13 protein-coding genes are annotated in these 15032 nt (G+C 35.4%); 4 read left to right on the top strand and 9 right to left on the bottom strand.

Annotated elements, in window-relative coordinates; translation table 11 throughout:
• Positions 1 to 4: 4 nt before the first annotated feature.
• Complete coding sequence (gene gatB, locus ABXT44_RS02530) at positions 5 to 1432, top strand: Asp-tRNA(Asn)/Glu-tRNA(Gln) amidotransferase subunit GatB (RefSeq protein WP_416687895.1); 1428 nt, start codon at positions 5 to 7, stop codon at positions 1430 to 1432.
• Entirely contained in the window at positions 1416 to 2801 is a 1386-nt protein-coding gene (locus ABXT44_RS02535; RefSeq protein ID WP_416687897.1) for a protein adenylyltransferase SelO, read from the top strand. Before gatB ends, ABXT44_RS02535 begins: the two co-directional genes overlap by 17 nt.
• Here ABXT44_RS02535 and ABXT44_RS02540 read toward each other — a convergent pair.
• Complete coding sequence (locus ABXT44_RS02540) at positions 2793 to 3428, bottom strand: site-2 protease family protein (RefSeq protein WP_416688400.1); 636 nt, start codon at positions 3426 to 3428, stop codon at positions 2793 to 2795. The genes ABXT44_RS02535 and ABXT44_RS02540 overlap by 9 nt on opposite strands.
• Before the next feature lie 42 nt (positions 3429 to 3470).
• Here ABXT44_RS02540 and ABXT44_RS02545 point away from each other — a divergent pair, with 42 nt between their 5' ends.
• Both ABXT44_RS02545 and asd read left to right on the top strand, forming a co-directional pair.
• The gene (locus ABXT44_RS02545) at positions 3471 to 5174 is read left to right on the top strand and encodes a proline--tRNA ligase (RefSeq protein WP_416687899.1); all 1704 of its coding nucleotides are present in this window, start codon (positions 3471 to 3473) and stop codon (positions 5172 to 5174) included.
• 47 nt (positions 5175 to 5221) lie between these two features.
• Positions 5222 to 5986: an archaetidylserine decarboxylase gene (gene asd, locus ABXT44_RS02550; RefSeq protein WP_416688403.1), complete on the top strand. Its 765-nt coding sequence runs from the start codon at positions 5222 to 5224 to the stop codon at positions 5984 to 5986.
• Here asd and ABXT44_RS02555 read toward each other — a convergent pair whose 3' ends face one another.
• From ABXT44_RS02555 to ABXT44_RS02590, 8 genes are all read right to left on the bottom strand, one after another.
• On the bottom strand, positions 5987 to 6976 hold the full coding sequence (locus ABXT44_RS02555; protein WP_416687900.1) for a putative transporter: 990 nt from the start codon (positions 6974 to 6976) through the stop codon (positions 5987 to 5989).
• 50 nt (positions 6977 to 7026) lie between these two features.
• Positions 7027 to 8274, bottom strand: coding sequence for an HlyC/CorC family transporter (locus ABXT44_RS02560; protein ID WP_416687902.1), 1248 nt, complete (start codon positions 8272 to 8274; stop codon positions 7027 to 7029).
• Positions 8275 to 8355: 81 nt separating this feature from the next.
• Entirely contained in the window at positions 8356 to 9633 is a 1278-nt protein-coding gene (eno, locus tag ABXT44_RS02565) for a phosphopyruvate hydratase (protein WP_416687905.1), read from the bottom strand.
• Positions 9634 to 9714: 81 nt separating this feature from the next.
• Complete coding sequence (gene dnaJ, locus ABXT44_RS02570; protein WP_416687907.1) at positions 9715 to 10821, bottom strand: molecular chaperone DnaJ; 1107 nt, start codon at positions 10819 to 10821, stop codon at positions 9715 to 9717.
• 75 nt (positions 10822 to 10896) lie between these two features.
• Positions 10897 to 12804 (bottom strand): molecular chaperone DnaK, encoded by a 1908-nt coding sequence (dnaK, locus tag ABXT44_RS02575; RefSeq protein WP_416687909.1) that lies wholly within the window; start codon positions 12802 to 12804, stop codon positions 10897 to 10899.
• Positions 12805 to 12877: 73 nt separating this feature from the next.
• Positions 12878 to 13360 carry a pantetheine-phosphate adenylyltransferase gene (gene coaD / locus ABXT44_RS02580; protein ID WP_416687911.1) on the bottom strand — a complete coding sequence of 161 codons (483 nt, stop codon included), beginning with the start codon at positions 13358 to 13360 and terminating at the stop codon, positions 12878 to 12880.
• On the bottom strand, positions 13357 to 13932 hold the full coding sequence (rsmD, locus tag ABXT44_RS02585) for a 16S rRNA (guanine(966)-N(2))-methyltransferase RsmD (protein WP_416688406.1): 576 nt from the start codon (positions 13930 to 13932) through the stop codon (positions 13357 to 13359). Before rsmD ends, coaD begins: the two co-directional genes overlap by 4 nt.
• A 25-nt stretch (positions 13933 to 13957) precedes the next feature.
• On the bottom strand, positions 13958 to 15031 hold the full coding sequence (locus ABXT44_RS02590; RefSeq protein ID WP_416687913.1) for a ribonuclease D: 1074 nt from the start codon (positions 15029 to 15031) through the stop codon (positions 13958 to 13960).
• Position 15032 lies beyond the last annotated feature (1 nt).

A 15032-nucleotide genomic window follows, 5' to 3' on the forward strand; every position in this document is an offset into this window, starting at 1 on the left:
TATTATGACCTGGGAAACTGTAATTGGACTGGAAATACATACGCAATTAAAAACAAAATCAAAAATATTTTCTGGTGCATCTACTGAGTTTGGTGCAAAAGCAAATACTCAGGCATGCGCTGTTGATCTAGGCTTCCCTGGTGTTTTGCCTGTTTTAAATAAAGAGGCAGTTCGAATGGCGCTTAGATTTGGCTTGGCAGTTAATGCGACTATTAATAAGCACTCTATTTTTGCGCGAAAAAATTATTTTTATCCAGACCTCCCAAAAGGCTACCAAATTTCACAGTTTGAAATTCCAATTATTGGAAATGGAGTAATTGATATCCCACTAGATAATGGCGAAAAGAAGATGGTAGGAATTACCCGTGCACATTTAGAAGAAGATGCTGGAAAATCAATCCATGATTTATATGATGATTACACAGCAATTGATCTGAATCGAGCAGGAACACCATTATTAGAAATAGTATCTGACCCTGATATGAGTAATTCTAAAGAAGCAGTTGCATATGCTAAAAAAATTCATGCGTTGGTTCAATATATTGATATTTGTGATGGAAATATGCAGGAAGGATCGTTTAGGTGTGACGCTAATGTTTCTGTTAGAAGAGTGGGCGAGGATTTAGGTACTAGAGCTGAAATAAAAAACATTAACTCATTTAAATTTTTAGAAAAAGCTATTAATCTCGAGGTTGAAAGGCAAATAGATATTTTAGAAGATGGAGGCTCTGTAGCTCAAGAAACTAGACTTTATGATTCAGTTAAAAATGAAACACGGTCTATGCGTTCAAAAGAAGAAGCCAATGATTACAGATATTTTCCTGATCCTGACTTGCTGCCTGTTGTGATTGATGATGAGCTTCTTAAAGCAATTAAAGATAGACTGCCTGAACTTCCCTCTGAGAAGAAGGCTAGGTTTATAGATAAATTTGGGTTGAGCGAATATGATGCTGAGAACCTAACCTCGCAAAAAGCAATGGCTGATTACTATGAAATTATTATTGATAAGGGCGCTGATGTTAAGCTTTCAGCAAACTGGGTTATGGGCGAGCTTTCAGCCTCCCTAAATAAAAATCAAATTGATATTCAGGATTCACCAATATCAGCCTCTGAGCTTTTTAATCTAATTTCAAGAATTACTGATAATACTATTTCAGGAAAAATAGCTAAGGATGTCTTTAGGCTCATGTGGGATGAAAAAAGAAGTGTAGATGAGATAATTAAAGACCAAGACTTAGAGCAAATGACAGATATTGGCGCTTTAGAGTTAGTCATTGATCAAATCATTGCAAAAAATCTTAATCAAGTCGAGCAATTTAAAAATGGAAATACTAAGCTTTTAGGTTTTTTTGTTGGCCAAGTCATGAAAGCTACTCAGGGAAAAGCAAATCCAAAACAAGTTAATCAAATTTTAAATGATAGGCTCTCTTAAATACTTAAGTTTAGGTGATGATTACTTTGCTCAAGTTGAGACTAAAAAGCTTGAGAATAGTAAATTAGTTCATGTAAATCAAAGCCTTAAAAAAGATCTTAACTTAGACATGAGTGATGAAAATCTTTTAAGTATTTGCTCAGGTGAAAAAAAATTGGGTGATGTAAATCCTATTTCTACAGTTTATGCAGGTCACCAGTTTGGCTACTTTGTGCCACAGCTTGGGGATGGCCGCTCATGCCTTATTGGTGAAATTAGTAACTATGAGGTTTCTTTAAAAGGCGCTGGAACTTCCCCCTTTTCTCGAGGTGCTGATGGACGCGCTGTCCTTAGATCAAGTATTCGAGAGTATTTATGTTCAATAGCCATGGAGGCTTTAAATATCCCAACCACGAAGGCTCTAGCTCTTGTTGCAAGTGATACCGGTGTTTACCGTGAGCACCTAGAAAATGCATCAATTGTGACTCGTGTTGCAGAAAGCCATATTCGTTTTGGTCACTTTGAATTCTTTGCAGCAAGAGGTCAAACAGAAAACGTAAAAAAATTAGCTGATTTTGTTATTACGCATCACTTGCCTCATGTCGATCAAGAAAATTATTTAGAATTATTCAAGGAGGTAGTTAGGTCAACTGCATTAATGATTGCGCGGTGGCAAGGCCAAGGATTTGCTCATGGCGTAATGAATACGGATAATATGTCAATCCTAGGCTTGACTATTGATTATGGCCCATTCAGCTTCATGGAGACTTATAGCCCTGGTTTTATCTGTAATCATTCTGATACTCAGGGCCGCTATTCATTTGAAAAGCAGCCATCAGTCGCATTATGGAACTTACACCGCTTGGCTGATGCTTTTAAGTCGCTTGTTGATGAAACTCAGTTGAAAGAAGCTATTACAGAATATGAGTCGTCATTAGTTAAAGAGTACTCTTCATTAATGAGAAGAAAGTTTGGATTATTAGAGGCTAATGATGAAGATAACTCATTAATTAATGAGTTTTTAGAGTTGCTTTATACTAATAAAAAAGATTACCACCGCTCTATGAGACAACTTTCAAGTAAGAGTGAGCATACATTGGGGAATAATTTTGATTCTTGGTTTGTTCGTTATAAGGCTAGGCTTGAGAAAGAGACTTCAAAGATGAATCAAAGGGTAACTATGATGCACAAGGTTAATCCTAAATATGTTTTAAGAAATTATTTAGCTGAAGTTGCAATTCGAAAAGCAGAAGATTTAAATGAATACGATGAAATTGAAACTCTTTTTCAATTACTCAAAAAACCATTTGATAACCATGAAGGATATGAGTCTTATGATAGTGAGCCTCCTGAGTGGGCTCAAAACTTAGAGCTTAGTTGCTCATCCTAGTAATACCAAAGCGAACTGAAACCAGCTTAGGAGTAGTCCCACTACTGGAAGAACTAAGTAATTAAAGCCACCAATAAACATAAGCCCAAGTAATATAAATAATCCATATTGTTCAAGTTGATTATATTGATAGGCAAGACGATTTGAAAGAAGGGCACTGATTACTCTAGATCCATCAAGTGGAGGTATTGGTAGGAGATTAAAAACAGCTAAAACACAATTTACCATTATTCCAATGCGGCCCATTTCTATTAAAACAGGAATGTTTATATTAATTGCGAGAATCATAATTAACAGCCAACACACAGCCATAAATAAATTTGCTCCTGGGCCCGCTAAAGCAACCCAGATCATTCCAGATTTTCCAGAGCGCAAGGCATTAAAATTAATGGGAACTGGCTTAGCCCAGCCAAAGATAAATCCAGATGAAGATATTAATAAAAGTAACGGAATGGCGATTGTACCTACTGGATCGATATGTTTTACTGGATTAAGGGTAACTCTCCCCATCATTCTTGCAGTATGATCACCTAATTTACTTGCTACCCAACCATGAGCTGCCTCATGAAGGGTTATTGCAAAAAGAAGAGGAATAATATAAATTAATAAAGTTTGAAAATCAGGCATTAGGTAAAATTGCATTATTTATTGATATGAAAACCATTTTATATGAAAAGCAGTGATTTTTTAATCTCAACAGTCAAAGAAGCACCTAATGATGCTCAAATCATATCTCATCAATTAATGATAAGAGCTGGTTTGATTTCTAAGTTAGCGTCGGGACTGTATTCGTATCTCCCAATGGGTTTAAGAATAATCCAAAAGGTAGAAAAAATAATACGTGAGGAGATGAATAAATCTAAAGCATTGGAAGTATTAATGCCAGTTGCACAGCCTGCAGAAATATGGAAAGAATCAAAAAGATGGGAAGAGTATGGTCCTGAGTTGCTTCGATTTAAAGATAGGCATGATAGAGATTTCTGCTTGGGTCCAACTCATGAAGAGGTTATTACTAAAATTGCTAAACAGTACCTTAGAAGCTATAAGCAACTTCCAATAAATTTGTATCAAATACAGACTAAGTTTAGAGATGAAATTCGTCCTCGTTTTGGGGTAATGCGCTCTAGAGAGTTTATTATGAAGGACGCTTATTCGTTTCATATTGATGAGCAATCACTAAATGATACTTATCAATTAATGCACCAGACTTACTGTAATATTTTTGATAGAATTGGTTTTGACTATAGGCCTGTTTTAGCAGATTCAGGAACTATTGGAGGAGACAGCTCTCATGAATTTCATGTACTTGCAGAATCTGGAGAAGATGCGATTTGTTTTTCTGATGGCTCTGATTATGCTGCTAATATTGAGCGAGTAGAGACTCTGCCTCAAGGAGAGCCAAAATCAGCTGAGAAAGCTTTAGAACTTGTTGAGACACCAGGTGTTAAAACTATTGCTGATGTTTGTAATTTGCTAAAAGTTGAACCAATTAATTCTATTAAAACATTAATTGTTGAAGGAAATGATAATAATCTAGTTGCACTGGTTTTACGAGGTGATCATGAGTTAAATGAAGTTAAGGCTTCAAAGATTGATGGAGTTAAACAACCTCTTCAAATGGCAGAAGAAGGAGTGGTTAAGAAGCAATTAGGTTGTTCTTTCGGTTCAATTGGTGTTGTTAATCTTGAAATTCCAGTTATTGTTGACTTTGCGGCAGCAGCTTTGTCAGACTTTATTTGCGGTGCTAATGAAGATGATAAGCACTTTGTCGGGGTCAACTGGGGGAGAGACACTAAAAAAATTATTGCAAGTGATTTACGTATTGTTGTCTCGGGTGATCCTTCTCCTGATGGAAAGGGTAATCTTGAAATTAAAAGAGGCATTGAAGTAGGACATATTTTTCAATTAGGTACTAAGTATTCAGATTCAATGAATGCCAACGTTATTGGAGAAGATGGTCGATCAGTTAATATGAATATGGGCTGTTATGGTATTGGTGTTACAAGAATTATTGCAGCAAGTATTGAACAGAACCATGATGATAGGGGGATTATTTTTCCAGAGGCTATTGCTCCATTCCAGCTTGTTATTGTTCCAATTAATTATAACAAGTCATCACGAGTTAAGGCTTTGGCAGATCAGCTTTATATGGACTGTATAGAGCAAAATATTGAAGTATTGCTTGATGATCGAAAAGAGCGTCCTGGAATAATGTTTGCAGATTCTGAGCTTATTGGTATACCGCATCGACTGGTCATTAGTGACACCCATGCTGATAATGGGAAAATTGAATATAAATCAAGAAAAATGCCCGATAAAGTTGAAGTGGATTTTAAGGAAGTAGTAAGCTATATTCTTGATAAGCTTGATTGATGGCATTTTTTCAATATCTTCTTCCTCAGCATTTTTTATCAAGGCTGATGTTCCGATTTGCCAGAATAGAAAATTCTTGGGTTAAAAATAATTTTACTCGCTGGTTTATTAAACAATATCAAGTCAATCTCTCAGAAGCTGAAATCGAAAATATCGAGGATTTTATTTCCTTTAATGATTTTTTTACTCGTGCAATTAAGCTAAGTTTGAGACCAATATCAGAATCGGATATTATCTCGCCCGTTGATGGTGTTGTCTCTCAGGCAGGTAAGATTAATGATTCACAAATTGTCCAAGCTAAAAGTCACCACTATAGTGTTACATCATTAATTGATGATATGCCGTCTAAAGAAATACAAAATGGAAGTTTTGCAACAATATATTTATCGCCTAAAGATTATCATCGCATTCATATGCCATGCGATGGTGCTTTGATTTCGATGAAATATATACCTGGTGACCTTTTTTCAGTTAACCAGAATACTGTAGATAATATTGATGGGGTTTTTGCTCGAAATGAACGTTTAGTTTGTTTATTCGAAACTGATTTTGGCGTTATGGTTTTTGTATTAGTTGGCGCTATTTTTGTAGGATCGATGCAAACTTCATGGGAGGGTTTAATCACCCCGCCTTATTCTAAAGCAGTTAAAAACTATGATTATAAGGATCGTCAGATTAAGTTATTAAAAGGTGATGAATTGGGCCGTTTTAACATGGGCTCTACAGTTATCATGTTGATGCCAGAGGATTCCCCTGAGCTTAATCTTGAGGTCGGACAGGCCCTTAAAATGGGCCAATCAGTTACAGGCTAACTACACAGTTTCTAACTTATCCATAGCCTCAATTTGCGCCTCAAACTCCATTAAACGCTTATAGACACTTGCGAGCTCAATAATAGTAGGCCATGCTTTAAAAAGGTATTGGAGAGAGCCTTCTACTCTTCCAAACGCCCTAATTATTTGCTGCATTACTCCTAATGTCATAACTCCAGCAACTATAGCAGGGGCTAAAATAACATAGGCAACTAATACATTTGCTTGAAGATAGGCAAGCCTTACAATATTAAAGTATAGGTAATACAAGTAATTCTTATAATTAATCTTTCGAACACCTTCAAAAAGTTCATCAATATCTTTTGGCCTAACGGTGCCATCATCTTCAGCAATAACAAGTATTTTTCGATAGGAGGCCTCTCTTTTTTGAAGGTCATACTCAATACCTACAAGACCTAAAAACCATGAGGCTGCAATCATAAGTATCGTTCCACCTACAGCCCAAATAAGGGCACCAGTTACTAGACCATATTCCCAGTCACCAAACCACATAATTGGAATACCGACTGCCAATCCCATTAATAATGGAAAGTACTCTATCAAAACCATGATAGATTCAATTAGAGCTGTTCCAAGACTTTCCATGATTCTAGAAAATCTAACAGTGTCTTCTTGAACACGCTGAGAGGCTCCTTCAATAGTTCGTGCTTTTTCGTAAACACTATGGTAGAACTCAACCATTGACGCTCTCCATCTAAATAAGAAGTGAGCAGTAAGGAATGAGGTTGCAAGGCCTAAAGCAATAGCTATTGCAGCAAGTTTTGCAAAGCTCCATAATCCACCAGTATATTCATCCATAGTAATCGCATTTGGAGCTCCAAGAGCTTTTTGAATCATGTCATAAAATTCACCAAACCATTCATTTATCATCACGTCAATTTGAACTGTTATCCATAATGAGCTGAGGATAATTGCAGAGCCAAGATAGGCCCAAAGAAACCATTTTTTTTCAGTAAAAAATTTAAACATTGATATTCCTTTTTGATTTGGAGGTAGTTATTTGTTGGTAACGATAATACCTAATTAACTTTGGTGATTCTAACAAGTTTTATACCTTGTTTGTTTACTTGAACAATCTCAACAATTAGTGAGTCTACTTTAAAAGAAACATTGTGTTGAGGAAAGCTTTGAAGTTGCTCAAGGATAAGACCATTAAGTGTTTTTGCATTGTCAAAAGGAAGGCTGACTTTAAGCTCTGCATTTAACTCGCGAATACTTATTCTAGGATCCACAAGGTAACTTCCATCAGATTGAATATTGATTTCATTTATACTTTCGCCTTGGGAGGAGGTGAACTGGCCAACTATTTCCTCCAAAATATCATCTAAAACAACCATGCCTTTAACCTCTCCATATTCATCAACAACAATACCAAGCCTACGTTTTTGCGTTTTAAAATGTTCAAGTTGTTGAGATAAAGGGGTGCCTTCAGGAATGAAGTAAGGCTCTCTTATTGCCTCTTTAATTTTAGCTATATTGATTTCATCTTTGGCATATATATTCACAACATCTCTCATATGAATAGTACCAATAATATTATTTTCAGAGCCATCAAAAATTAACAGGCGTGTGTGTTGAATTCTTTTCAGTTGCTCAAATAACTCCTCTTCATTATTAATGTCTGCACTTACAAGTTCGTGATGAGGAATCATAATGTCATCAACTTTAACTTTCTCAAGGTCAATAATATTAAGCAGCATATTTTGGTAATTCATAGATAATACTGATTTTGAATCAACAACAGCCATCCTGAGTTCTTCAGAGTTGAGAATATCTTTACTAATGTTCTTCAATCCAAGAAGATTTAGAATAGATTTTGATATAAAAGATATTAGATAAATTAGTGGCTTAAAAATTTTGATTAGAAGCTCAAGAAACCAAGAGACAGGTAAGGCAATTTTTTCTGGATTTTTTGCTGCAAATGTTTTTGGGGTGTTTTCAGCAAAAATTAAAATAACCAATGTTAGAACTAAAGATGCAATAATTACTGATCCCTCGCCCCAAATCTTCAGAGCAAGAAGCGTTGCTATACTGGCAGCAAGTATATTGACAAAGTTATTTCCTAGAAGGATTCCACCAATTAAATAATCAATGTTTTTAAGGAGTCTTTCTACTCTTTGTGCTTGAAGATTATTTTTTGAACTAAGAGTCTTGAGGCGATAACGATTCAATGCCATCATCGAAGTTTCAGAAGCAGAAAAGAAAGCCGAAGCTAGAATTAGTATAAACAGTAAAAAACTAAGCCAAAAAGTGGAAAGTGATTCCAATTAGTCACCCAAAATAGTCAATAAAAGTTTATTTTAACCTTAAATTAGTCAAAAGTCTCCGAACAACTTTTTCTGAGAGATTTATGAAAGGTTTTTGAAAGATGATATTCCAGGATATTTAGCATCATCACCAAGTTCTTCTTCAATTCGAAGGAGTCGGTTATATTTAGCTAATCTGTCAGATCTAGACAAAGACCCTGTTTTAATTTGACCACAATTTGTTGCAACTGAAAGGTCTGCGATTGAAGTGTCTTCTGTTTCGCCGCTTCTATGCGACATAACACATGTATAGCCGGCATCTAGAGCCATTTTCATTGCATCAAAGGTTTCAGTCAGAGTTCCAATCTGGTTAACTTTTATTAGAATAGAGTTTGCTATATTATTTTTAATACCTTTCGCAAGGATCTTACTATTTGTTACAAATAAATCATCACCAACAAGTTGAACAGAATTGGATAATTTTTGAGTAAGCATATCCCAGCCCTCCCAATCATTCTCATCCATACCATCTTCGATCGAAATAATTGGGTACTTCTCAACCCATGATGCAAGGTAATCCGTAAATTCAGAGTTAGTAAGTTTTAAATCTTCTGAGGTTAAATTATAAGTCCCATTATTATAGAATTCTGAGCTTGCTGCATCGATACCAATAAATATATCTCTTCCAGGGGTGTAACCTGCATTATTAATCGCTTCAATAATAACTTCTAATGCCTCTTCATTTGATTTTAGATCTGGAGCAAAACCTCCTTCATCACCAACTGCGGTATTTAATCCTTTTTGTTCAAGCACTGCTTTTAAATGGTGAAATACTTCAGTGCCATAGCGTAATGCTTCTTTAAAACTAGGAGCGCCAGCAGGAATTATCATAAATTCTTGAATATCAACACTATTATTAGCGTGCTCACCACCATTAATAATATTCATCATTGGAACAGGCATTTGGTAAGTCTCTGAAAAATTAAATGAACGAAATAGTGACTGGTTTTTATTTTGTGCATTTGCATGAGCACATGCTAAAGAAACAGCTAATATTGAGTTTGCGCCTAATCTAGATTTTGTATCAGTGCCATCCATATCAATCATTTTATGATCAATGGCTTTTTGATTTGATACGTCCATACCCTTAAGTGACTCGCTAATCTCAGTATTAATAAAATTAACAGCTTTTAAGACACCTTTTCCAAGGTAGCGACTTTTGTCACCATCCCTAAGCTCTAAAGCTTCTCTTTGGCCAGTAGAAGCCCCTGAGGGAACTATAGCTCTTCCAAGAATACCATTAGTTAAAATAACATCAGCTTCAACAGTAGGATTGCCTCTAGAATCAAGTACTTCACGTGCAATAATTTTTTTAATCATCTTTTAAAAAGGTTATTAAGTTGGAGAAAAAAGAAATTTTATACTTTAGCAATTAACATATTGTGACAAATTGTTTCAAGTTTACTCAAAGAATGACTTCATTTTACTAAAAAATGAATTTGACTCTGGGTGATGCTTTGCTTCACAAGAGTCTGAAAACTCTTTTAATAATTTTTTCTGTTTAGAGTTTAGATTAATGGGAGTTTCAATTTTCACCTGGCAAAGTAAATCACCTGATCCATTATGCCTCATAGCAGGCATGCCTTTACCTCGCAGTCTAAATAATTTCGAAGATTGCGTTCCTGCAGGGACTTTAATTTTGAGTTTCCCTTGTAATGTTGGAACTTCTATTGAGCCACCAAGCGCGGATGTTGCAAAATCAATAGGGACTTCACAATATAAGTCATTACCATCACGCTCAAAAATTGAATGCTCTTTGATATGAATTTGAACATAAAGATCACCATGCGGTCCACCGCGTAATCCAGCTTCACCTTCACCGCTCAATCTAATTCTATTTCCAGTATCTACGCCCGCAGGAATCTTAACTGAAAGAGTTTTTTGACTTCTTACAACGCCTTGTCCACGACATGTACCGCACGGAGATTCAATTTTTTCACCAGAGCCATTACACTGGTTACAAGGCCTTTGGACAGCAAAAAAACCTTGCTGCATTGTTGTTTGCCCTGTGCCGCGACAATTTACACAAGTTTTTACTGAAGTGCCAGGTTTGGCACCACTTCCAGAGCAAGGCTCACAGGTATCATTTTTAGGAACTCGAATTTTTACTGTGTCACTTTCTGCAGCTTGCTTTAAATCTATTTCTAGGTCATAACGAAGATCAGATCCTCTATTATCTGGCTTTGCGTTGCCTCCACCAAAAATATCTCCAAAAATATCACCAAAACCACCACCGGACCCACCAAACGGATTTCCACCACCAAAGCCATTACCACCTTGCTCAACTCCTGCGTGACCAAATTGATCATAAGCCGATCTTTTTTTGGGGTCAGAAATTACATCGTATGCTTTACGTACTTCTTTAAATTTTTTCTCAGAGTTTTCTTTATCATCAGCATTTCTATCTGGATGATATTTCATTGCAAGACGCTTGTAGGCTTTTTTAATTTTGGCTTCATCTGAGCCTTTATCAACGCCTAAAATTTCGTAATAATCTCTTTCTGCCATGTGTCCCTTATATTATTAAACCTCCCATGCACAGGACAAGGGAGGCTTTATTTTTATTTTTGCTTTCTATATTTCTTACTTTTCTTCATTAACCTCTTCAAAGTCAGCATCTACAACATCATCCTTTCCTTCAGAGTTTTCAGCTTCACCACCTTCTGCGGTAGCTTTTTCTTGAGCTTTTTGAGCCAAAACTTGTGCTTTGTCACTTAAATTTTGAACTTGAGTATCAATTGCTTCTTTATCATCACCTTTGATGCTTTCTTCAAGTTCACTAAGCGCCGTTTCAATTGCACTTTTTTCATCCTCAGAAATTTCATCTTTTAGCTCTTCTAGAGATTGTTTTGTTGAATGAACAAGAGAGTCAGCCATATTCCTTGATGTTACGAGTTCATGAAATTTCTGGTCTTCTTCAGCATGCGCTTCAGCATCTTTAATCATTTTATCAACCTCTTCATCAGAAAGGCCACTTGAAGATTTGATTGTTATAGACTGCTCTTTTCCAGTATTTTTGTCTTTGGCAGATACGTTCAAGATACCATCAGAGTCCAAATCAAGGGAAACTTCAATCTGAGGTTGGCCTTTAGGCGCATTTGGAATACCTTCAAGATTAAACTGACCGAGTGATTTATTTGCGCTCGCAACCTCTCTTTCACCCTGAAGAACATGAACCGTTACAGCCGATTGATTATCTGCAGCAGTTGAAAAAACTTGAGATTGGTTGGTTGGAATTGTTGTATTCTTCTCAATCAACTTAGTCATTACGCCGCCCATCGTTTCAATACCGAGTGACAGAGGCGTTACATCAAGAAGTAGGACATCTTTAACATCTCCACCTAAAACACCCGCTTGAATTGCCGCACCCATAGCAACAGCTTCATCAGGATTTAAATCTTTCTTGGGCTCTTTTCCAAAAAAATCTTTTACCATTGCTTGAACTTTAGGCATTCTAGTTTGTCCACCAACAAGGATAACTTCATCCACGTCACCACTTGATAGTCCAGCATCTTTAAGTGCTATTTTGCAGGGATCAATTGACCGCTTTAATAAATCAGCAACTAGAGATTCTAGCTTTGACCTTGTCATTTTGATATTAAGATGTTTTGGACCAGAAGCGTCCGCAGTTATGTATGGCAAGCTTACTTCAGTTTGCTCTGATGAAGATAGTTCAATTTTTGCTTTCTCTGCTGCTTCTTTAAGTCTTTGAAGCGCCATCGCATCTTTGGAAAGATCTAAACCCTGCTCTTTTTTAAACTCTTCTACTAAATAGTTAATTATTCTATGATCAAAATCTTCACCACCTAAAAATGTATCACCATTCGTTGAAAGAACTTCAAAGTGCTTTTCACCATCAATATCTTCCATCTCAATGATAGAGACATCAAATGTTCCACCACCTAAATCATAAACTGCAACTTTTTTATCGCCCGTAGATTTATCAACGCCATATGCCAATGCAGCAGCAGTAGGCTCATTTATAATTCTTTTAACAGTTAGTCCTGCGATTTTTCCAGCATCTTTTGTTGCCTGACGCTGAGAGTCATTAAAGTAGGCTGGGACAGTAATTACTGCTTCGGTAACTTCTGAACCTAAATAATCTTCAGCCGTTTGTTTCATTTTCTGAATTACACGAGCGGATATCTCTGGAGCTGCCATTTTTTTACCCTTGACTTCAACCCAGGCGTCACCATTTTTAGCTTTTATGATTTTATAAGGAACAAGATCAATGTCTTTTTGAACTGCTTCTTCATCAAAGCGTCGCCCAATTAATCTTTTGATAGCATAAAGCGTATTTTCTGGATTTGTAACAGCTTGTCTTTTAGCTGGTTGCCCTACTAAGATCTCATCTGAATCTTTAGGGTAAGCAATAATAGAGGGTGTTGTACGATTTCCTTCTGAGTTTTCAATTATCTTAGCAACACCACCATCCATCACAGAGACACATGAGTTTGTTGTTCCTAAATCAATTCCAATTATTTTTGACATTCCATATACTCCTTATATTTTTATATAAACCCTATTTAGGGGTTTAAAATATTATTTCAAGACATTAATGAAATTATTTTTGAAGTGTATTAATGAGTATTGTTTTGACTTGGGCTGGAACAAATGGGCTAATATCACCACCAAGAGATAGAATTTCACGAACCAAGGACGATGAAATATTAGCAAACTCTTCAGAGGGAGTCATAAATAAAGTTTCAATTTCAGAGTTAAGACGCTTATTCATTCCGCTAAGTTGAAACTCATATTCAAAATCTGATACAGCTCTAAGACCTCTAATAATTATTTGAGCATCATGATCTCTTGCAAAGTCAACTAGAAGAGAATTAAAACTTAATACTCTGGTGTTACTTAGAGATTTTATTGAGCTTTCAACTGCCCCAACCCTCTGATCAATTGATAAAAAGCTAGATTTATTAGCATTTTGAGTAATTGCAATAATTACTTCATCAAAAATTTTTGATGCACGCTTTATGAGATCAACGTGTCCATTAGTAATTGGATCAAAAGAGCCGGGATATATTGCAATTTTTTTCATATTACCTCCAAGCTTATCAGACAATAGTGCACATTGCCTGATTTTTTCTGTTTTCTGATTCTACAATCATATCCAAGATGATTTTCTAAGAGTTTAGGTGTTATTTCGAACTCAGACTCAATATAAATCTGGCTTTCATTATGTAAGTAATTTTTTTGAGATAACAGCTCAAGAGTTATCGGTATTAAATTTTGGTTAAATGGAGGGTCTAAAAAAACTAAATCGAAAGGACTATTGTTTTGTTTATCAAGAAAGATAATTGAATCACTATTATTCAGTTGATATTGAAAGGTATCAAGGAGCTTAAAATTAGATTCAAGACTTTTAAAAACTATTCTATTTTTTTCAATTAAGCAGACTTTTTTGGCTCCTCTAGATATCGCTTCAAGGCTAAGAGCGCCGCTTCCAGCAAAAGGATCAATAATGGTCTTATCAGCAATATTAAATTGAAGCCAATTAAAAAGGGTTTCCCTTGTTTTGCCAAGAGTAGGGCGAAGCCCTTCAGCATCAGGAAAGTTAAATTTCCTTCCTTTAAGATTTCCTGCAATTATTTTAAAAGTATTATCTTTGATAAGGCTAAACTAATTAAATGGTAAATTAAGTTTCTAGATATGATTTTAGTTTAAATATTTTTGATCTCCATCCTCTGTTAATAGGAGCCTCTTTATCACCTCTAATGAATTTAACAAGATTTTTTGAAGAGCAAATAAGTTCAGGAGCAATATCATATTCAATCGATATTTTTTTAATATACTCCTGGGCATGATTTTTTTTTAGCTTCTCATCTGCAGATAATGGTTTTTGAGATAGAAGAGGGGCTTGAAGTTTTTTTTCAGTTTGGTTAGCGTTTAGAAATTCTTCAAAAAGCTCTTGAGAGCTTGAAGTTAACTTATTTTTTCCTGTAGCATAATCTAATAAGCGCTCATCAGACATTATCCATTTACGAGGTTTATTTTCTTTCCTCGCAGTATCTTCTCGCCATATTACTAAATTTATTGCCTGTTTTTGTGACTTAGAATCTATTTTTGAAATCCCACTAGTTTTTTTAATAATTTGCTTAAAATTAGGCTCATAAAGACTTTGCTCTAACAGGAAGCCAACTTCTTCACTAAGCCACTGAAGTTTTTTACTTTCAATTAACTCAGTTTTAAGCATTTCATAATGAGGAAGTAAGTATTTCACATCATCAAGTGCATACTGTAATACATCTTCTGGAAGAGGTCTTGTTTTCCAGTCGAATCGTGTATGCTTTTTTTCTAAATAAACATTTTGTAATGTTTCTGTTAATGCTTGATATGATACTTGAAGAGGATAATTTAATAGTGAGGCCGCAATTTGAGTATCAAAAATTGTATGAGGTATTCTTTGAGAAAGGTAATAAAGAGCCTCAATATCTTGTCTAGCGGAATGAATAACCCAAATAGTTTTACTATCGTATAGTTTTTCAAAAAGAGGTTCTAAATTTTTAATTGCAAGAACATCTATACACTCTAAATAGTTACCAGCTGCAATTTGAATTAAGCAAAGTTCTGGGAAATATGAATCAATTCTTCTAAACTCAGTATCAATTGCAAGAAGAAAGTCATTTTGAATACTTTGCAGATATTTGTTAAGTTGTAGCTCGCTTGAAATCAAAGGAATTGTCTCAGATAGATTGTCGTATTTTATCAAC

The sequence above is a fragment of the Candidatus Pseudothioglobus sp. Uisw_041 genome (genome assembly GCF_048087625.1).
In the GTDB taxonomy this organism is placed as follows: domain Bacteria; phylum Pseudomonadota; class Gammaproteobacteria; order PS1; family Pseudothioglobaceae; genus Pseudothioglobus.